The organism is Stagnimonas sp. FW305-C-60 (assembly GCF_058782965.1).
The window spans coordinates 13,784-34,202 of the sequence record NZ_JBYSYF010000008.1 but is presented as its reverse complement, the minus strand read 5'-3'; the positions used below and the strand labels follow the sequence as shown (position 1 = coordinate 34,202).

General features: G+C 66.0%; 14 protein-coding genes. 2 read left to right on the top strand and 12 right to left on the bottom strand.

The annotated features are described in order from the left end of the window. Positions 1-181: 181 nt before the first annotated feature. Entirely contained in the window at positions 182-1,879 is a 1,698-nt protein-coding gene (locus tag AC3WT6_RS16285; RefSeq protein ID WP_492654658.1) for a M28 family metallopeptidase, read from the bottom strand. Between the two features lie 27 nt (positions 1,880-1,906). Continuing rightward, a complete protein-coding gene (locus tag AC3WT6_RS16280) occupies positions 1,907-3,940 on the bottom strand; it encodes a S9 family peptidase (protein WP_492654657.1) in 2,034 nt (677 codons plus the stop codon). 101 nt (positions 3,941-4,041) lie between these two features. On the opposite strand from AC3WT6_RS16280, the gene AC3WT6_RS16275 reads away from it, so the two are divergent. Then, positions 4,042-5,754: a peptide MFS transporter gene (locus AC3WT6_RS16275; protein WP_492654656.1), complete on the top strand. Its 1,713-nt coding sequence runs from the start codon at positions 4,042-4,044 to the stop codon at positions 5,752-5,754. On the opposite strand, the gene AC3WT6_RS16270 is transcribed toward AC3WT6_RS16275, so the two are convergent. From AC3WT6_RS16270 to AC3WT6_RS16255, 4 genes are all read right to left on the bottom strand, one after another. Continuing rightward, positions 5,714-7,225 (bottom strand): trypsin-like serine peptidase, encoded by a 1,512-nt coding sequence (locus AC3WT6_RS16270; RefSeq protein WP_492654655.1) that lies wholly within the window; start codon positions 7,223-7,225, stop codon positions 5,714-5,716. The genes AC3WT6_RS16275 and AC3WT6_RS16270 overlap by 41 nt on opposite strands. A gap of 166 nt (positions 7,226-7,391) precedes the next feature. Further along, a complete protein-coding gene (locus AC3WT6_RS16265) occupies positions 7,392-8,771 on the bottom strand; it encodes a TolC family outer membrane protein (RefSeq protein WP_492654654.1) in 1,380 nt (459 codons plus the stop codon). Positions 8,772-8,803: 32 nt separating this feature from the next. Next, a complete protein-coding gene (locus tag AC3WT6_RS16260; RefSeq protein WP_492654653.1) occupies positions 8,804-9,118 on the bottom strand; it encodes a rhodanese-like domain-containing protein in 315 nt (104 codons plus the stop codon). Positions 9,119-9,357: 239 nt separating this feature from the next. Next, a complete protein-coding gene (locus AC3WT6_RS16255) occupies positions 9,358-10,344 on the bottom strand; it encodes a helix-turn-helix transcriptional regulator (RefSeq protein WP_492654652.1) in 987 nt (328 codons plus the stop codon). Positions 10,345-10,479: 135 nt separating this feature from the next. On the opposite strand from AC3WT6_RS16255, the gene AC3WT6_RS16250 reads away from it, so the two are divergent. Further along, positions 10,480-10,974 carry an Mpo1 family 2-hydroxy fatty acid dioxygenase gene (locus AC3WT6_RS16250; RefSeq protein WP_492654651.1) on the top strand — a complete coding sequence of 165 codons (495 nt, stop codon included), beginning with the start codon at positions 10,480-10,482 and terminating at the stop codon, positions 10,972-10,974. Positions 10,975-10,981: 7 nt separating this feature from the next. On the opposite strand, the gene AC3WT6_RS16245 is transcribed toward AC3WT6_RS16250, so the two are convergent. The 6 genes from AC3WT6_RS16245 to AC3WT6_RS16220 form a co-directional block, all read right to left on the bottom strand. Continuing rightward, complete coding sequence (locus tag AC3WT6_RS16245) at positions 10,982-11,758, bottom strand: hypothetical protein (protein WP_492654650.1); 777 nt, start codon at positions 11,756-11,758, stop codon at positions 10,982-10,984. 109 nt (positions 11,759-11,867) lie between these two features. Further along, positions 11,868-12,635 carry a 3-hydroxyacyl-CoA dehydrogenase gene (locus AC3WT6_RS16240; RefSeq protein ID WP_492654649.1) on the bottom strand — a complete coding sequence of 256 codons (768 nt, stop codon included), beginning with the start codon at positions 12,633-12,635 and terminating at the stop codon, positions 11,868-11,870. A gap of 83 nt (positions 12,636-12,718) precedes the next feature. Next, complete coding sequence (locus AC3WT6_RS16235) at positions 12,719-14,005, bottom strand: esterase/lipase family protein (protein WP_492654648.1); 1,287 nt, start codon at positions 14,003-14,005, stop codon at positions 12,719-12,721. Positions 14,006-14,132: 127 nt separating this feature from the next. Further along, complete coding sequence (locus AC3WT6_RS16230; RefSeq protein WP_492654647.1) at positions 14,133-15,323, bottom strand: EAL domain-containing response regulator; 1,191 nt, start codon at positions 15,321-15,323, stop codon at positions 14,133-14,135. A 28-nt stretch (positions 15,324-15,351) separates the two neighbouring features. Further along, entirely contained in the window at positions 15,352-18,456 is a 3,105-nt protein-coding gene (locus AC3WT6_RS16225) for a PAS domain S-box protein (protein WP_492654646.1), read from the bottom strand. 317 nt (positions 18,457-18,773) lie between these two features. Beyond that, positions 18,774-20,303 carry a flavin-containing monooxygenase gene (locus AC3WT6_RS16220; RefSeq protein WP_492654645.1) on the bottom strand — a complete coding sequence of 510 codons (1,530 nt, stop codon included), beginning with the start codon at positions 20,301-20,303 and terminating at the stop codon, positions 18,774-18,776. Between the last annotated feature and the right edge of the window lie 116 nt (positions 20,304-20,419).

Below are 20,419 nucleotides of genomic sequence, written 5' to 3'. Positions count from 1 at the left end.
TTGCTTTCGCGAAAGCTGGTCGCAGCGCCGCCCGCTCCGCTCGTCGCCCCCACCCTAACCCTCCCCCGCTCGCGGGGGAGGGGACTGGTTCGTGTTGAGCCAAAGAATGCTCCGAGGCCGGCGGCGGACAAAAAAACGGGCCGCGATGTGCGGCCCGTGATCGCTTCGGGTAACGAACGGCTCAGGGCGCCCAGGACGCCAGCGAGGCCTCGCGGATCGCCTTGAACTCCGAGCCGCTCTTCCACTCGGCGGTCGCCGTGCCCTGGGCCAGTCGGTAGCCGACCTCGAACAGGGCCTGCATATCGTTGGCGGCTCCAGCGAGGTTCCAGTCCTCGCGCACCTCGTCGCTGACGTTGTGATAGCTGTTGCTGGTGAAGACCTTGTTCTTCTCCGCCAGCCAGCCTTCCGGCTGGCCGATGGCCTGGCTGCCACGGCAGGCGTAGAGCCCGGGCACGCCGACCTTGGCAAACTCGAACTGATCGGAGCGGTAATAGCTGCCCTTCTCCGGCTGCGCGTCCGGCACGGTGATGCGGCCACGGTCGGCGAGCACCGCGGCCAGCGTGTCTTCCATCGTGGTCTGGCCGGAACCGATCACCTGCAAGTCCTTGGTCGGACCCCAGGGGTTGAGCGCGTCCATGTTGATCACCGCGCTGGTCAGCGGCAGCGGATAGAGCGGATTGCGCGCGTAGTGGCGCGAGCCGAGCAGGCCCTGCTCCTCGGCGGTCACCGCCAGGAACAGCACCGAGCGCTTGGGCGGCGAGGGCAGGGCCTGGTAGGCCTTGGCGATCTCCAAGAGGCCGGCGACACCGGAGGCGTTGTCGACCGCGCCGTTGAAGATCTGGTCGCCCTGCAGATGGTTGTCGCGGCCGAGGTGGTCCCAGTGCGCGGTGTAGATAACCGTTTCCGCCGTCAGCCGAGGGTCGCTGCCCGGCAGGCGCGCGACGATGTTGTGCGACTCCACCGTGCGCACCTGGTTGCTGATGTGGAAATTGGCCTTGGCCTTGATCGACACCGGCTGGAAGTTGGGATGCACCGCGTCCTGCTTCAGCTCGTCGTAGTCGCGGCCACCGGCGGCGAACAGCGCGCGCGCCTTGTCCACCGTGATCCAGGCCTGCACCGGCACCCGGCTCATGTTCTTGTCGGGTGCGGCCAGCTCGAACTGCTCGCCGGTCCAGGAGTGCTCGACCACGCTCCAGGGGTAGGCGGCCGGCTCGGTCTCGTGGACGATGATGACGGCGGCGGCGCCGAGCTTGCTGCCGATCTCGAACTTGTAGGTCCAGCGGCCGTAGTAAGTCATGCCCTTGCCGGCGAACTTGGTCGGGTCGAGCTGGCCGTCGGCACCGCGCACCGGCGGGTCGTTGATCAGCATCACCAGGGTCTTGCCCTTGACGTTCAGGCCCTTGTAGTCGTCCCAGTCGTACTCCGGCGCCTGCACGCCATAGCCGACGAACACCAGGTTGGAGTTGCTGACCGTCACCTCCGGCACGAAGCGGGGCGTGGCGGCGACGAAGTCCTTGCCCGGTGTCATCGCCAGCGTGGTCTTGCCGGCCTGGAAGCTCAGCGAGGGCGTGCCGTCAATGCCGACCAGGGGCACGTCCTGCACGTAGCGGCCGTCCGGGTTGCCGGGCTTCAAGCCCAGCGCCTTGAACTGCTCGCTGAGGTAGGCGACGGTCTTGTCCTCGCCGGGCGTGCCGGGCAGGCGGCCTTCGAAGGCGTCGGAGGCGAGCGCGCCGATCGTGGTGGCCAGGCCGGCGGCGCTGATCGCCATGCCGGCGATCTGCTCCACCGGGGTTTCCGGCTCCGGTAGCGGGTAGGGGGGCGGCGCGGCGCAGGCTACGAGGCCGGCGACGAGCGTGGTGAGACTGAGCTTCTTGAGCATGGAGTGATCCTTAACGTCTTGGATGGCTTACTTCAGCCACTGTGCCAGCCAGGCCTCGACGGTCTGGTGCCATTGCACGCTGTTCTGCGGCTTCAGCACCCAGTGGTTCTCGTCGGGGAAGACCAGCAACTGGCTGGGCACGCCGCGCCGCTGCAGGGCGCTGAAGGCGGCCAGGCCCTGCTCGACCGGAATGCGGTAGTCCTTGGCGCCGTGGATCACCAGCATCGGCGTCTTCCACTGGCTCACGAAGTTGACCGGATTGTGCTTCTCGTAGGCCGCAGGCACCTCGTAGGGCGTGCCCTTGTGCTCCCACTCGTCGAACCACAGCTCCTCGGTGGAGTAACCCATGCTGCGGTTGTCGAACACGCCGTCGTGGTTGACGATGGCCTTGAAGCTGTCCTGCCAGTTGCCGGCGATCCAGTTCATCATGTAGCCGCCGTAGCTGGCGCCCAGCGCCGCGGCCTTGTTGCCGTCGAGAAAGTCGTAGGTCTTGAGCGCGTGCGCCCAGCCCTTCTGCAGATCTTCCAGCGGCTTGCCGCCCCAGTCGCCCGAGATTGAATCGGTGAATGCCTGGCCGTAGCCGGTGGAGCCGTGGAAGTCGATGAACACCACCGCATAGCCGGCGCCGGCATAGGTCTGCGGGTTCCAGCGGTAGTGGAAGTGGTTGCCCATGCTGCCCTGCGGGCCGCCGTGGACGATGAAGGCCACCGGGTACTTCTTGCCCTTCTTGTAGCCGGCCGGCTTCACCACATAGCCGTGGACGGTTTCGTCGTTGTAGCCCTTGAAGCTGAACTGCTCGTACTCGCCGAACTTCAGGTTCGACAGCACGGCGGCGTTGTGCGCGGTGAGCGGCTTCAGGCCGCTGGCGTCGACCAGCTTGAGATCGGTGGGGCGGTCCAGCGTGTTGTGGGCGACCACCGGGCCACGCGCGCTCAGGGTGAAGCCTTCCACCGTGCCGGGGCCGGTGAGCGTGCTCAGCTTGCCGCTGGCGACGTCGATGGCGAACAGCTTGTTCTGTCCCAGCTCGTCGGCCTTGGTGTAGAGCGTCTTGCCGTCAGCAGACCAGACCAGGCTGTCGGCCGAGCGGTCCCAGTCGGCGGCCAATTCGCGGCTACTGCCGGTCGCCAGGTCGCGCAGGATGATGGCGTAGCGGTCGGCCTCGAAGCCGGCGCGCTTCATGGCGCGGTAGGCGAGCGTCTTGCCATCCGGCGAGACCACCGGGCCGACGTCGGTCGCCGGGTTGCCGGCGGTGAGGTTGCTCGGCTTCTTCGAGCCGTCGGCGGGCACGCTCCAGACATCGAGGTTGGTGCTCCAGGCCTCGGTCTTGCCGGCCAGACGCAGCGAGAAGTACAGGGTCTTGCCGTCCGGCGAAAAGCTGAACTCCTCGGCGCCGCCGAAGGGTTTCGAGGGCGCATCGCCATCGAGGTTCTGGCTCAACGGCACCGGCTCGCCGACGGCGATGCCGTCCTTGAGCGCGAGCGCGAACAACTGGTTGCGGGCGCCGTTGGCCCAGGTATCCCAGTGGCGTACGAACAGCCGGTCGTAGACGGTGCCGGCGCTCGGGCTCTTCTCGGCCTTCTCCAGGCGCGCCTTGGTCTCCGCCAGGGTCTTGGCGTCGGGGAACACTTCCAGCGCCACCGCCAGCCGGTCGCCGGTCGGCGACAGCGTGTAGGCCACCACGTCCAGCGGCAGGTCGCTGACCTGCTGGGCTTCGCCACCGGCGAGGCTCAACTTCCACACCTGCGAGGAGCCGGAGCGGCTGGAGAGGAAGTAGAGATCGCCATTGGCCGCCCACTGGGCGCTGTCGCTGCTGCCCTTGCCGCCGGTGAGCTGGCGGGTCTTGCCGCTGGCGAGATCGAGCAGCCAGATAGAACGCACGCCCTTGTTGCCCTCGTAGTCGGTCTTGCGCAGCGTGTAGGCGATGCGCAGGCCGTCCGGCGAGGCGACGGGATCGCTGACCCGCTCGAAGCGGACCAGCTCGTTGTAGGTGAAGGGCTGTGGGGCGCTCATGGCAACAGTGGCGGTGGCCGCCAGGGTGGCGGCGAGTAATAGACGTTTCATCGGGGCGGAAAGGCGAGGCGTGCGGGGCACGAACGGGTCGATGTTACGTTTTCGCGTCGCGGCATGGCTACACTCGGGGCATTCCCCTTTTGTCTTCCCCCATGACCGCCTCCGCCCACGCGCACACGGACTTCCTCGGCCATCCCAAGGGCGTCTACGTCTGCTTCTTCACCGAGATGTGGGAGCGCTTCAGCTTCTACGGCATGAAGGCGCTGCTGCTGCTCTACGTGCTCAAGTACCACCTGTTCAGCGACGACGCCGGCTACGACCTGCTCGGCGCCTACGGCGGCCTGGTCTACGCGGTGCCGGTGGTTGGCGGCCTAGTCGCCGACCGCTACCTGGGCATGCGCAAGGCGGTGATCTATGGCGGCGTGCTGCTGGTGCTGGGGCACCTGGGCATGGCCTACGAGGGCCACGCGGCGAAGCTGGTCGATGGCGTGGTGGTGCGCGACGGCTTCGCGCTGCAGGTGTTCTACCTGTCGCTGGCGCTGATCATCATGGGCGTGGGCTTTTTGAAGCCCAACATCTCCACCATCGTCGGCAAGCTCTACCCCGAGAACGATCCGCGCCGCGATGGCGGCTTCACCCTGTTCTATGCCGGCATCAATGTCGGCGCGCTGTTCGCCAGCCTGATCTGCGCCTTTCTCGGCGAGACCTACGGCTGGAAGTACGGCTTTGGCGCCGCCGGCATCGGCATGCTTGCCGGCCTCGCCATGTTCCTCTGGGGGCAGAAGTATCTGCATGGCCATGCCGAGCCCGCCGACCCCGCCAAGCTTGCCGAACGGGTCGGCCCGCTGAGCCGCGAATCGCTGATCTACCTGGCCGGCGCTGGCGGTGTCGCCCTGGTCTGGCAGCTGATCCAGCGCACCTGGACCGTGCACGGCGCCATGCACCTGATCGCGCTCGGCTTCCTGGCCTGGTTCGTCTGGTATCTGGTCCGCCATTGCTCAAAGACCGAGCGTGCGCAGATGCTGACCCTGGTGGTGCTGATCGTCGGCGTGCTGATCTTCTTCACGCTCTACGAGCAGACCTATGGCTCCTGGATCACCTTCACCGACCGCCTGCTGACCAAGGAGCTGTTCGCCATCGATGTCGGTGCCGTCGGCCATCTGCCCTGGGCGCTGTACTCGCTGCTTGCCTCGCCGCCGCTGATGGTGGCGGCACTCGCCGCCAGCGATCGCGGCCGCAGCCAGCTCGCCTATGCGATGGTCGGGTTGCTGGTGCTGGGCCTGGTGGTCGCCATCGTCCACGACATCGTGCTGGTGCCGCAGACCGCCGGCTCGCTGACCTTCCTCGGCGCCTTCTTCATCGTCGCGCTGGCGCCGGTGTTTTCCTGGCTCTGGCCCTGGCTGGAGCGGCGCGGCCTCAACCCCAGCAAGCCGGCGAAGATGGCGATCGGCCTGCTGTTCGCCGGAGCCTCATTCCTGCCGATGGTGTTGGCCGCCGAATCCGCCGCCAGCGGGGTGATGGCCAGTGTCTGGTGGCTGGCCCTGGCCTACTTCATTCTCGAAATCGCCGAGATGTGCATCTCGCCGATCTGCCTGTCCGCCGTCACCCAGCTGTCGGTCGCCAAGGTGGTGGGCCTGATGATGGGTGCTTTCTGGCTCGCCACCGCCTATTCGGAAGTGCTGGCCGCGCAGTTCGGCAAGCTCGCCTCCATCGAGATTCCTGACGGCGGCGTGCTCAACTTCGCCGAGGCTTCCGCCCGCTATGTGCAGCTGTTCGAGCTGATGGCCGCGGTCGGCATCGGCGCCGGGGTGCTCTACGCGCTGGCTACGCCGCTGCTGCGGCGCGGCATGCACGGCGTGAAATAGCCAGCAGCGCCAGCCCGGCCAGCAGCGCCGGGCCGGGGCTGCCGCCGCCACCGCCGCTGCCGGAATCGCCGCCGCTGGTGCCGCCCGAGGAGCCGCCGCTGCAACTGGTCACCGGCGCGGCGCTGCCCAGGCTCTTGCCGTTGAGTGTCAGGCAGCCGCTGCTATTGGGGTCCAGGTGCGCCTTGAGCTGACCGCTGCTGCTGCTGTTCGCGGTCCAGCCGCGCTCCAGACGGGCGAAGTAGTCCGGTTCCGAGCGCGTGGTGCAGGAGGCGCCGCCGCCGGACAGCACGCCGACCACCCGATGATCCTGGTTCCACAAGGCCGCGCCGGAAGACCCCGCCTCGGTGGTGCCCTGCGTCCAGACCACCCGCCAGGCGTCCACCAAGAAGGCGCTGCTGCCCTCGCCGATGCTGACGTTGTCGGCGGCGCTGGCGGCGGCGCTGTAGACGCTGATCTTCTTCTCGTCGCCGCTAGGGTGGTGGATGGCGACCCCGGACTGCGGGGCGACGCCGCTGCGAGCGTCCCAGCCGGCGTAGTAAGGGTTGTAGGCGGCCGGCGGCGCGCTGGCCAGGGTGAACAGGGTGAAGTCGGATTCCTGATCGCGGGCCAGGAAGCTCGTGCCGGCGAGGTTCTGGTCGGTGCGGCCGTTCTGGTTGCCGCCGCAGGTGCCGGACTGCAGATTGAAGTAGGCGGTCACCGTGCGGACATTGGTACTGCGGATGCCGCAGTGGTTGGCGGTGAGAATCAGCGGCCGGTCGTCCTGCAAGGTGTTGCTCACCAGCGAACCGCTGCACAGGCTGACGCCGGCGGTGGACAGCAGCACGGTGGAGCGGATCTCGCTGCTCCAGCCGTTGCCGGCGCTGCACACCACATCGACGTTGCAACTGCCGGAGTCGCTGCCGATCGAGGCCTTGGGTTCGGTGCCACCACCCGCGGCGCTCAGGCTGCGGAAGCCGTGGAAGGCCTCGGCGACGCCCAGCCGCAGCTCGCTGGCGGCGGACGACGGGAGCTGCACTTCCAGCACCGCCTCGCTGGCGCGCACCACCGGCAGCCAGAGCTCGCCCTGGTAGAGCGCGGCGCTATTGCGGTCATAAGGGCCTTGGCGGTCGCCGCTGCCGCTGGCGTCGTAGAGCCAGAGCTGGGCGCCTTCCGGCAGGTTCAGCTCGCGCAGGTGCAGGCTCAGGGAACGCGCGCCTTCGGAGGCGATGCGCAGGCGCCAGCGCGCCAGGCCGGCTTCCGGTTCATCCCAGACGCCATGGCGCTGGTCGAGATTTAGCGCCTCGGCCACCGCATAGCGCAGCGGGTTGCCCTGCACCCGGCCGATCTCGGCCTGAACTTCGGCAGGCGCCAGCAGCGTCTGTGGCACCGCCGCGAGCGCCAGGGGCTTGAGCGTCGCCGCCTGCACCAGCGGCGTGGCCAGCACGGTGGCGACGAACAGCAGCACGCGGTGGGCAGGCAGGGACGGGCGCATTAGATTCTCCTAGGCAGGTGCGCGAAGCTAGCGCGTCAACCGCCGGCGCGCCACGGGGCTGAGGATGGTCGGCTTCGGTCTTGAAAATAGCCTCGCAAACGCAAGAGGCCGCCTGCCGCAGTGGATGCGGCAGGCGGCCTTAAGGTCGCAGCCGAGACTAAATAAATCAGCCGCCGACCAGCAGGCGGTCGATCTCGGCCAGGTCGGCCTCGGCGAGGCGGCCGGCATTGGCCTTCAGTTGCAGCACCGACAGCAGGTAGTCGTAGCGGGCGCGGGCGTAGTCGCGCTCGGCGGAGTAGAGCTGCTGCTGGGCGTTGAGCACGTCGATGGAGGTGCGGGCGCCGACCTGCAGACCCACCTCGCTGGCTTCCAGCGCGGTCTTGGAGGAGATCACCGCCTGCTTGTAGGCCTTCACCCGGGCGATGCCGGAGAGCACGCCCTGGTAGGCGTCGCCGGTCTGGCGCTCGGCGGTGCGGGTGGCGCTTTCCAGCAGCGCCTGGCGCTGGCTGGAAGTGCTGCTCGCCGCCTTGACGCTGGCGCGCACCGCGCCGCCAGCGAACAGCGGCAGCTTGGCGACCAGGCCAATCGAGGTGCCGTCGCTGTCCTGTGGCGAGTCGCTGGTGCTGGTGGTGCCGCCCGCCGTCGTGGTGATGGTGGAGTCGCCGGAGGAGTTGTTGTAGCCGGCTTGCAGACTCAGCGTCGGCAGGTGACCGGCACGGGCGATCTGGATGTCCTTCTTGGCAATCTCGGTCTGCAGGCGGGCGGCGAGCACATTGAGGTTGTCCTTGCGCGCGGCCTCGATCCAGGTCGCCGGCGTCTGCGGATCGGGGCCGGCCAGCGGCATGTCCTCGGGGACGGTGCCGGCGGCGCTGTCGGTGCCGCCGGTGGTCTCGGCCAGCACCCGGCGGGCACTGGACAGTGCGGTTTCGGCGGTGATCAGCGAGGCCACCGTGAGGTCATAGCGGGCCTGCGCCTCCTGCACGTCGGTGATCGCGGACAGGCCGACCTCGAAACGCTGCTTGGACTGCTCCAGCTGGCGGCCCACGGCCTGGTTCTCGGCCTGCGAGAAGCGCAGGGTGTCGGCGGCGGCCAGCACGTTGAAGTAGGCGGTGGCGACCCGCAGGATCAGGTCCTGCTGCGAGGCCCGGTAGCTGGTTTCGGCCAGGGCCACCTGGTCGTTGGACTGGCGCAGCTTCTGGATCGACGACCAGTCAAAGATCGCCTGGGTCAGCGACACCGAATAAGCGGTGGTATTGCCGTCGCTGTCCTGATCCACCGTGCCGGAGGTGGTGGAACCGAAGCGCGCCGAGGAGTAGGAGCTGTTGCTCTTCTCTTCGGTGTAGGAGCCCTGCGCGCCGATCTGCGGCAGCAGGTTGGCAATCGCCAGCGGCTTGGCCTGCAGAGCGGCGTCACGCTGGAACTGCGCGGCCTGGAAGGGTTTGTCGTTGGCGAGCGCCTGCTGGTAGACGTCGAGCAGGGCGTTGGCCTGGGCGGCGGTGGCGCAGCAGCCGGCGGCGAGGGCAACGGCGTAGCGGTTCAGGCGCATGGCGGGTCCGAAGAGTGTGGTGATGGGGATGCTCAGTAGCGGGGGATGGTCGCATCAACGCTGCACGACCAGGCGTCGATGCCACCGTCGAGGCTCAAGACCTCGGGGTAGCCATTGCGTTCCAGAAACCGCGCGGCGGTCTGGCTGCGTACTCCATGGTGGCACATGGCCACCAGCGGCTTGTCCCGGGGCAGCTCGGCGAACCGCGCCGGCAGCTCGTGCAGAGGGATCAGCACCGCGCCGGGCAGGCTGGCGGTCGCCACCTCGTCCGGCAGACGCACGTCGAGCAGGGTGACGGCGCCCTGGGCGAGCAGGGGCTTCAAGTCTTGCGGGCTGATGATTTGCATGGCGGGTGGTTTGGCCTTGGCGGTTCGGATGCGCGAACCGGGCAGAAAGTTTATAGACCGCGCCGACTGATTTCCCGGCGGCCTTTGTCAGCCGCTCAGAGTTTGTGAAGAAACCGTAGCGAGCATGCCCAGTCGCAACGAATAGGAGCGCAGCAACCGCAGCGCACTTGTGTGCGTGAGGATTGCGAGCACCGCATGAGGCGGCGAATGGGTAGCGCAGTAGGTTTATTCACAAACCCTCAGTCCTCGGCTGGAACCTCGGCATGAATCAGGTCGGCCAGCTCGGTGCGGCTGGCGACGCCCAGCTTGCGGTAGATACGGTACAGGTGGTTGGCGACGGTGGAGGGCGCGACACCGATCTTGCGCGCCGCCTGCTTGAACGACAGGCCGTGCGCCACGGCGATGACGATCTCGCGCTCGCGGTGGGTGAGCTTGTCCAGCGGCCCCGAGGGCCAGATGTGGACGATGTAGAGATCGCCCATGGCCTCGCAGCGCACGCACAGGCTGCCGATGCTGCGGGTCTCGCCCGGAGCCGGCAGCGGGAACGGCAGCGTGTGTCCGCGATGCTCGGGGAAGTGCTGCTCCATCGCATCGAGAAAGCGCGGCTGCGCCTCGTGAAACTGACCGCTCTGATCCACCACCGCCGCCATCGCCTGCGCCGGACGGTCGCGGTGGGTGCGCGCGAGATGAATAAAGAAGGAATGCGAGACGGCGTTGAACAGGTGGTAGTTGAGCCGCCCCTGGATCGCCATTTCCGCTTCGGTGAAGCGGGCCTTGCGGTCGCGCCGGTATAGCGACACCAGCGAGTACAGCCCCGAGCGCGTGTCGACATGCACTGTGGCGAGGATGCGCTGGATGCCCACCGGCTCGAAGGCCTCGTGGTACAGCCGCGACTGGAAGAACTGCTCATCCGGATAGACGCTGTCCATGGTGGTCGGCACCTCGGGGACCGCCAGCATCTGCCGGATCAGCGGGTTCTCGTCGGCGGTGCGCTCCAGCCGCAGCGGGTAGTCGTCGGGTACGTCGCGCAGGGTGACGTTGTGAAAGCGGCGGCCTTCCCAGAAGCCAGTGCCCCAGAGGGCGGCATCGTGCGGGATCACCGAGTTGATGCGGTCCAGCGCCCAGGCACGGAATTCCGGTGGTGGCACCGCCAGCACCGAGCGGTATAGCAGGGCGATGACCCGGTCTACCGGGTCTGCGCTGTCCGTGCGCGGAACGTCCACCATGCGCGAGCCATCTCCAAAATTGTGAACAAACGAGGTCTAAAACCTGTAAGCCGCTTTTACTATCGCGGGCCCCAGGGGGCAAGCGGATACTTAAAAAAAGCGTAAATAACAGAGCTTTTCGAGGAGGACAGCGCCATGAAGACACTCAACCAGTGGCTGGACGAGTACAGCGCCAGCCACCGCAATCCCAAGAACAAGCTCACACACTGGCTTGGCATCCCGCTGATCGTGTTCGCCATCTGGTGCGCGCTGAAGGCGGTCCCTGTCGGCAGCCAAAGCCTCAATCTCGCCACTGCTGCCATCGCCGTCTTCGTCGGCTACTACCTGCTGCTGTCCTGGCGTCTGGCGCTGGGCATGGCGCTGCTGTCCGGCCTCTTCTACGCCGGCGTGCTGGCCTTGGAAGACTACGCGGGAGCCAAGCTGATCTGGCTGGCGGCGGCGATCTTCGTGGTGGGTTGGGTTTTGCAGTTCATCGGCCACCACATCGAAGGTGCCAAGCCTTCGTTCTTCAAGGATCTGCAGTTCCTGCTGATCGGCCCGCTGTGGCTGCTGGCCGACCTCTACCGGCGTTTCGACATCCCCATGTTGCCGGCGCCACGCCCCTCGGCGGTGGCCGAAGGCAAGCGCTGAGAGGGACTCAGAGCGCGGCGCGCTGCATGCGCGACCGCGCCAGCGCCTGGATCAGCGCCGCCACCCCCAGCGCCAGCGTGAAGGCCAGGCCCCGGCTCATCGCCGGCAGGGCCAGCGCCAGCACCAGGCAGAAGCCGGCGAAGGCGTAGTAGCCGTAAACCATCGCCCTGAGCAGGCGGATGCTGAAACCGGCGCCGGCCTGGTGATGCGAGAACACCGCCAGCACGCTGGCCATCACCGGGAACATTGCCAGCAGTCCGCTCAGCCGCGCGCCCAGGGTTTCCGCGCCGCCGGTGACGCCCAGCACCAGTGCCGCCGCCGCGAGCATCCGCCAGAACAGATCGCCGCGGGCCGCGCGCGAGGGCGCGGTGTAGGGCGGTGGCGCGGGGTAGGCGCCCGGGGCCAGCCACAGCGCCAGCAGCACGCCGGTGGCGGCCAGCCACAGCGGCGGTGTCCAGAGATTCAGCAGCGCCACCGCCAGCGCATAGGCGGCGAGGCTGAACAGCAAGCTGAGCGGCCAGCCGTGGCGCCGCGCCGCGCGGCAGTAGGCGATGCCGAACACCAGGATCGCCAGCACCGCCGACAGAGTGGCCGCGGCGGCCTGTGCCGCGAAGCCCGCCCCGCGCTCCAGCGCCAGCAGCCAGAGGATGGGCGCCGAAACCACCGGAAAGGCCGACAGCCAGCCGGCCACCGCCGGACCCCAGCGCCGGCCGGCGGCGGTGATGCCGGCGATCAGGCTGGGGACCAGCAGCAGCTTCAGGAGCAGCAGGGAGTTCAGGGTCAAGGCCTGCGGGGCGGCAAATAAAGAAGGCGCGCCGGGTGAGGTTTCACCGCGGCGCGCCCTGGTCAGGCATCAGACCCCATGCGGCGCATGAGGTCGCTTTGCTTCGGGCTTACTTCGGGGCCATGCGGATGGCGCCATCGAGGCGGATGGTTTCGCCGTTGAGCATCGCGTTCTCGACGATCTGCTGCACCAGCTGCGCGTATTCCTCGGGGCGGCCGAGGCGGGCCGGGAAGGGCACGGTGGCTTCCAGCGAGGCACGCACATTGGGCGCCATGCCGGCCATCATCGCGGTCTCGAAGATGCCGGGAGCGATGGTCATGACGCGAATGCCGAAGCGGGCCAGCTCGCGGGCGATCGGCAGGGTCATGCCGACCACGCCGGCCTTGCTGGCGCTGTAGGCGGCCTGGCCGATCTGGCCGTCGTAGGCGGCGACGCTGGCGGTGTTGATGATCACGCCGCGCTCACCACCCTCGTTGGGCTCCTGCTTGGCCATGGCGTCGGCGGCCAGGCGCAGCATGTTGAAGCTGCCGATCAGGTTGATCTGGATGGTGCGGGCGAAGCCTTCCAGGCTGTGCGGGCCGGTCTTGCCGACCACGCGGTCGCCGGTGGCGATGCCGGCGCAGTTGACCAGGCCCTGCAGGCCGCCGAAGGCGCTGTGCGCCAGCTCCACCGCCGCCTGGGCGTCAGCCTCGGAGGTCACGTTGACCTTGCAGAAGCGGGCATTGGCGCCCAGCTCGGCGGCGAGCTGCTGGCCGAGTGCCTCGTTGAGGTCGGCGATCACCACCTTGCCGCCCAGGGCGACCAGACGGCGGGCGGTGGCGCCGCCCAGGCCGGAAGCACCGCCGGTGACGATGAAGCTGGAACCTTCGATACGCATCTTGTTCTCCTGATCTGCGTTGTAGTTGAGGGTAAAAATCGGGACGGAATTGTATGCGCTGCCCGCCCGTCTCGAATCCTCCTTCAGGAGGGGGCGAGCCGCCGCCGCGTTGGCGGCTTGCGCACGCCCAGCCGCGCCGCGATCTGCGCGTAGATCACCGGGTGGTTGAGCAGGCTCATGTGATGGGCGCGGTAGAGCACGGCGGTATCGGCATCGGCGAGGTGCCGCGCGGTGGCGCTGGGCAGCAGCACCAGACCATCGCCGAGCACCTTGCCGACCAGATCGTGCTCGTCGGCGCCGAAGCTGCTGCCGATGAAGTGGTAGCGCGCCCCGGGCAGGCGCGGGATCGGGGTCAGCGCATCGGCATTGAGCGCGTTCTCCGGGCGCCGGCGCCAGTCTTCGTCGGCGATGTAGCCGTGGCGCAGGTCGCGGATGCCGACGCTGCGCACATTGAGCACCTTGGCGACCGGCCGCGACAGCGGGAACACATCCAGGGCGTTGGCGGCGAGATGCGCGCCGCGCGCCAGCGGCGCGCCGGTGTGCGGCGAGCCCAGGCAGATCACCTGACTGACTTTCTGCGTCCAGCCCAGTTGCGACTTGCCGCCGGCATAGCAGGCCGAGCGCGCCACCAGGCCGCCCATGCTGTGGCCGATCAGGGCGATCTCCTGCACCGGCACCGGCCAGGCTTCGACCAGCTTCTGCAGCTGCCGCGCCAGCTGGCGGCCGTTCATGGAGATGCGCAGGCCGCTGTTGTAGCGCAGGTACAGCGAGGTCCAGCCGGCCTCGTCCAGGCGATCACCGTAGGGGCGGGTCTCGGGGTCGTCGGGGTTCTGGTAGAAGCGCCAGGTGTGCTCGTTGCAGCAGAGGCCGTGGATGAACACCACCAGCCGGCCACTGGCCTCGGGATAGGCGGCGGCCAGGGACGCCGGGGTCAGCGCGCGGCGGTGGCCCTCGCGATAGAAGCCCATGCGCACCGCCAGCGGATTGCGCTCCTGCGCCATGAAGTCGCCGACCAGGCCGCTGACCGCGCTCACCAGGTTGTCGCGCGCCAGCGCCGCCGGCGTCAGCGCCAGGGCCTGGCGACTGGCCGGCTGGAAGTTGCGCTCGGCCGCCTTCAGGCTGCCCTCGGCGAGCTTGAATAGACCGCCGCCGATGCCGCGTACTGCGGCGTAGACGCCATCGGTGATGCTGTCGTGCAACTGCTTGGCCGAGCGTGCGCCGGGCTCGATGCCCGGCACCGCCGCGGCGGTGTTGAACGGCATGTCGGCGATCGCCCGGTGGAATTCCTGCACGCGGGTGGTGATCTGCTCGAAGCCGACGCCGGCCAGCCGCACCGAGCCGCGCAGGCCGCCCAGGGGGTGGGTTTTCATGGTTCTCCTCCAGGCCGTGGAATCGCGGCTCTGGAGGAGACTCTACGCCCTCGCACTCGTCCCCGGCCTCCCAGAAAAGGACGAGTGACTCACAGTGCATCCGAGTGGGCGGCTTGCTTCGGCCTGGTCAGAACTGACGGATCGGGCACCGTGATCGCCAGTCGGCCATCCAGCGGCTGACCGCCTGCGCCGGCATGGCCTTGCCGATGAAAAACCCTTGGGCGACATCGCAACCCACGTTCCGGACCCAGTCCCAATCGGCACGGTCCTCGACGCCTTCCGCCACGGTCTTGATCTTCAGCTTGCGCGCCATCGTCACACTGGCTTCGACGATCGCCTGGCAACTGGCGTTGTCGGCGACGCCATGGACGAAGCTGCCGTCGATCTTCAGTTCATCGAACGGCACATCGCGAAGCTGGACCAGGGAGGAGTGACCGGTCCCGAAATCATCGATCGACAGGCCGATTTTCTTCAACCGAAGTCGGGTGAGAATGTCCATGGCAATCAATGGTCGCCGCATGGTCTGGCTTTCGGTGATTTCCACCACCAGGTTGGAGTTGAGCACTCCCTCGCCCGCCGTTGCTGCGTCGATGAACGCGAGGAACTCGAGCGTGTCGAGGTTTTCCATCGACACGTTGACTGCGACTCGCGTCGCCAGGCCGGAGGTTTGCCATTGGGCGATCTGACGCAGAGCCTCGGTCATGACATGTCGGGTCAGTGCGTTTATCAGGCCGTGCTCCTCCGCCAGGGGGATGAACCTGCTTGGGAGTACTACCCCGTCAGTTGGATGCTGCCATCGAACCAGAGCCTCGAACCCAAGCAAGTCGCCGGTCGCCATATCGACCTGCGGTTGGTAATGGTTCATCAGCTCGCCGTTGGTTATGGCTCTGAGCAGCTCTTCAGGGAGATAGTTTTTCGTGGAAGCGTCGTGCGCGGGAAGTTCCGGTTGCCGCTGCTCGATGACCTGCCGTAGACCAGGTAGGGAAATCGGTTTGTGAAGTGCGCCGGCAATCTTGAGCTTCTTCGCCTCCGCCAACTGACGGGCCGCGGCCAAAATGCGTTCGTCCTCTCCGGAAACCAGGATCAGGCGGCCCTGGAAATCGACCAGGGCGAGCTGGCTCAGGAATTCGATCCCGTTCATCTCGGGCATCTGCAAGTCGCAGACGATAAGGTCATACATCCAGGAACGACCCTCAAGGTCGGTCAAGGCCCGGAGTGCGTTCGAATAGGGCGCGACGCTGGGGTAGCCAAGCTTTTCCATCTGCTGGGAGAGCAACTTCAGCCAAAACGGATCGTCATCGATCAGCATGACATTCATCGGCGAGGCCTCATGGTCGCGTGGCTCTCTAGCGTTCTAGAAAGCGCGCGATAAACCGTTCGACTTCAGACAGGCCTCTCTGAAGCTCCGGAATCAGCCGTCTGGCGGCTTCCTGATCCTTCGCGCTTCCAGCGGCTTCCAGGTCCTCGCAGGTGCTTCCGAGGCGCGCCGCCCCGACCGCTCTGGAAGAGGATTTCAGTTTATGACAGGTCATGGAAACCACGTCTAGATCGCCGCTGTCTTGGGCTTCCAGAACCTGCTGGACCTGGCAGGTGGTGGAGGCGAGATAGTCGCTCAACAAGCCTCGTATGGTCGTTGCGTCGGTCCCAACGAGAGCCTCCAAGGTGGACACGTCGACTGCCTCCTCGGGCTTGATGGCGGCCTCCCGATCTGCCAAATCCTGTCCAGCGCCAAAGGGGGCGTACGCCTCCGCCCTGGTCGCATCGGGGAACCACTTCTCCAGCGCCGCCTTCAGCCGATCCAGCGTTATGGGCTTGACCAGGTAGTCATCCATGCCGGCGTCACGGGCTCGATTCCCCTCGCCGCGCAGCGCGTTGGCCGTCAGTGCCAGGATTGGAGCTCGCTGCAGCGCTGGCTCGCCGTTGCGGATCGCTCGCGTGAGCGTGTAGCCGTCCATTTCCGGCATGTGGAGGTCGGTGAGCAGAAGGCCGTAGCTGCCTCCGCGCCATAACCGTAGGGCCTCCTCGCCATTGCTGGCGACCTCCACGGCATACCCAAGCAACTCTAGTTGCTGTCGAATGACTTTTTGGTTTACCGGGTCGTCCTCGGCAACCAAGACCGACCTGCCGGCGGCGCGCGCCTGTGTGATTGACTGCTTGGGGATTCCACGGAAGTCCTGGAGGCTGTTCCGTGGAGGTTCCGAGGCGACGTCGAATGGCAGCGTGACGGTGAAAACGGATCCCTTTCCCAGGGTGCTCAATACCTCGATGCTGCCGCCCATGAGATCGACCAAGCGCTTGCTGATTGCCAGCCCCAGACCGGTCCCGCCAAAGCGGCGCGTCGTTGAGACTTCAGCTTGGCTAAACGACGCGAAAAGGTTGCTCACAGTCTCTGGACTCATTCCGATTCCGTTGTCCGCAATTCGGAATCTCAGACGCAGAGGATACTCAGAGTCGATTTCTGCCCGAACAGACACCTCTCCCGCCCGATCCTGCCGGCCCCCGCTGAACTTGATGGCGTTGCCCGCCAGGTTGTAGAGAATCTGACGCAGCCTGACGTCGTCCGCGAGCACCCAGGGTGGGATGCGCGGGTCGATGAATCGTTCCAGATTCACTCCCTTGACCGAGGCCATGGAACCCAGCGACATGCAGACGCCGGTGGCGATGTCGACGACAGAGACCGGTCGCAGATCCAGGTCCAGTTTGCCGGCCTCGATCTTCGAAAAGTCCAGGATGTCGTCAATGATCCGGAGCAGGGTGTCCGCTGATTTTCGAACGGTCTGAATCAGTTCGGCTTGGTGATCGGAGAGAGAGCTTCTCGCGAGTATTTCTATCATTCCAACAACCCCGTTCATGGGGGGGCGAATTTCGTGGCTCATCGTCGCCAGAAACGCCGATTTCGCTCGACTCGCCTGAAGAGCGGTTTCACGAGCCGAGACCAGTTCGGCCTCCGTCCTCCTTTGCACCGTCACGTCGCGGGCGGCGGCGAAAACGCCGAGCACGGCGCCTCGGATGTCTTTGTAGACCGAGGCGTTGTAGAGCACATCGGTGAGCCGTCCTTCCTTATGACGGATTGTCAGCGGGTAGTCGGTTACCGAGCCTTTGGCGAAAACCTCCTTGTAGCCTTCGCGAGCCTTCTCTGGCTCTGTGAAATAGTTGGAGAAATCGGTTCCGACCAACTTTTGCCGGGGCACCCCGGTCACCCGGATGGTGGCTTCGTTCACGTCGGTGATCTTGCCTTCGGAGCTAATCGTCACCAATGGATCCAGAGACGCCTCAATCAGACTGCGAACATAGTGGCTCGCCTGCTTCTGGATGGTGATGTCGCGGATGGTCGCGGTGACATGCGTTCCTTCGTCGGTCTCGATGGGACTCAAACTGAGCTCGATCGGAAACTCGGTTCCGTCCTTTCGCCGCCCCCACAGGTCCAGTCCAGCCCCCATCGGGCGAGGCATCGGTTTCTCAAAAAACGCAATCCGATGGCCGCGATGCAATCCGTGGAATCTCTCGGGAACAAGCTGCTCGATGGATTTTCCGAGAAGCTCATTACGCGAGTATCCAAAGCTACGTTCGGTTTGCCCGTTTATCAGCATGATCGTGCCCAAACGGTTGACCATGATCATCGCGTCTGGAGCGGCCTCGATTAGCGCTTGGAATTTCTGCTCGGCGCGTTTGCTGGCGGTCACGTCGCGGGCGGCGGCGAACACGCCGAGCACGGCGCCTCGGATGTCTTTGTAGACCGAGGCGTTGTAGAGCACATCGGTGAGCCGTCCTTCCTTATGACGGATTGTCAGCGGGTAGTCGGTCACCGAGCCTTTGGCGAAAACCTCCTTGTAGCCTTCGCGAGCCTTCTCTGGCTCTGTGAAATAGTTGGAGAAATCGGTTCCGACCAACTTTTGCCGGGGCACCCCGGTCACCCGGATGGTGGCTTCGTTCACGTCGGTGATCTTGCCTTCGGAGCTAATCGTCACCAATGGATCCAGAGACGCCTCAATCAGACTGCGAACATAGTGGCTCGCCTGGCGAGCGCCGCCGATGTCGCGGCTGATGGATGAAACCCCCACCATTGCCCCCGACTCGGACATGATCGGAGAAACCGTCAACGCGACGTCCAGAATCCGGCCGTCCTTATGCTGACGCTCCGTTTCGTAGTGCTCGATCCGCTCACCAGCCCGAAGTCTTTCAACAACGGTCTGCATTTCATCACTGCGATTGGACGGAAGGATGATGCCGATGGGCCTGCCGATCGCCTCCTGCGCGGTGAAGCCATATGTCCTCTCGGCTCCGCGATTCCAGGAGGTGATCGTCCCGTCCAGTGACTTGCCAATGATCGCGTCGTCGGACCATTGAATGATCGAGGCGATCCTGGCTGCGTTGTCGGCCTCGAAACACTCCGGGGCTATCCGCTGGGCAGAAGCCTGGAAAATTGTTCTCGGAGAACGAGTTCTGCCCATTGGCACTACTCCAGGTCAAAACGAGTTCGCGAAGGCGGCATTTCGAACGCGCCGAAGAAGACCCGGCTGGTGTAAGCGTGCATCAGGTAATTCTTCGTGGGTGAGACTGTTGGAGCAGGCTGTCACCCAGGCCGTTGACCACTTGCTTCTTGCGACGGGCGGCCTCACCGGCCCGTCGCACGGACTACTTCCTCTGTTTTGACCTCGCTAGCGGGTGACTATGGGCTTCCGGGCGGTGTTTCTGCTGGTTTTTTGCCGTCGCGGCGAAGGCCCGGCCAAGGCCACGGCAATTGACCAGCGTCGAAGCGGCGGACCGTCTAGGTAGTCGTTACGGCTTTGTTATTCACCGTCTTAGTGGCTCGCAGCCAGTGATAGTCCTCGGGCTGCACCCGCTGGGTGCGCAGCCAGAAGCGCCAGGTCGACCAGGGCCACATGGTGAAGTTGACGCCCTCGGCGGTCTGGTACCAGCTCTTGCAGCCGGTGGACCACACCGAGCCCTTGAGCTTGGACTGCAACTCGGTGTTGAACTCGCGCTGCACCTCGGGTTTGAGGTCGAGGTAGTCGGCGCCCTGCGCATCGAGCTGCTTCAGGCAGTCGAGGATGTAGCGAACCTGGGCCTCGATCATGAAGATGATGGAGTTGTGGCCCAGCGCGGTGCCGGGGCCGACCAACTGGAACATGTTGGGATAGCCGCTGACCGTGGTGCCCAGATAAGCTTCTGGCGCCCGCTGCCAGTCCCGGCCCAGCTCGTGGCCATCGCGGCCGCTGAGCGTGAAGCCCTTCATGTACACGCGCGGATCGACCACGAAGCCGGTGCCGAGCACGATGCAGTCCACCGGCCGCTCGACGCCGTCGCGGGTGACGATGCTGTGCTCGCGGATCTCCTTGATGCCCTCGGTGATCAGCGCCACGTTCGGACGGTTGAAGGTGGGGTAGTAGACGTTGGAGATCAGCACCCGCTTGCAGCCGATGGTGTAGTCCGGCGTCAGCTTGCGACGCAGCTCCGGGTCCTTGACCTGCGAGCGCAGGAACATCTCGGCGAGCTTCTGCAGGCCGCGCGCCAGCGCCGGGTGGAAGATCGGCCAGACCCGCGACTCGTTGGTCCAGTACAGCCGCGCGCGGTGCAGCTTGCGCAGCAGCGTGGACTGGGCGAACAGCTTCTTGCGGAACTCCGAGTACTTGCGCACGTCGCGCGGAATCACCCAGGCGGCGGTGCGCTGGAAGACGTGCAGCTGCTTCACCTTGGGCGCGATCTCCGGCAGGTACTGGATGGCGCTGCCGCCGGTGCCGATCGAGGCCACGGTCTTGCCGTTGAGGTCGTAACTGTGGTCCCACTGCGCGGAGTGGAAGAGCTTGCCCTTGAACTTGGCTAGGCCAGGAATCTCCGGAATCGCCGGCACATGCAGCGGCCCCGAGGCCAGCACCCAGTGGCGGGCGAGGATGGTGGCGCCGCCGCGGGTCTGGATCTCCCAGCGGCCCTCGTCCTCGCGAAAGCGGGCGCCGATCACCTCCTGGCCGAAGCGCAGGTAGGGGCGCAACTGGTAGCGCTCGGTGACGTCGAGGATGTAGTCCTGGATCTCGCGCCAGCCGGCGTAGCGCTGGCTCCAGTCGGTCTTCGGCGCGAAGGAGAAGGAGTAGAGGTGCGACTGCACATCGCAGGCCGCGCCCGGGTAGCCGTTGTCGCGCCAGGTGCCACCGACCTCGTCGGCCTTCTCCAGAATCAGGAAGTCCTTGCGGCCGGCCTCCAGCAGCTTGATGGCCATGCACAGACCGCCGAAGCCGGCGCCGACGATGGCCACCTCGGTTTCGATCGGGGGAAGACTGGACTGGCGGGTACTGGCATTCATTTCGACCTCTACTAGTAATGAGCACCTCCTCGGGTGCCTGCCCAATCTAGGGCCGCGACTTGGGCGCCACCATGCTGTCAGCGGCTGTAAATTGATAAATTCGGCCGCCGGCAATT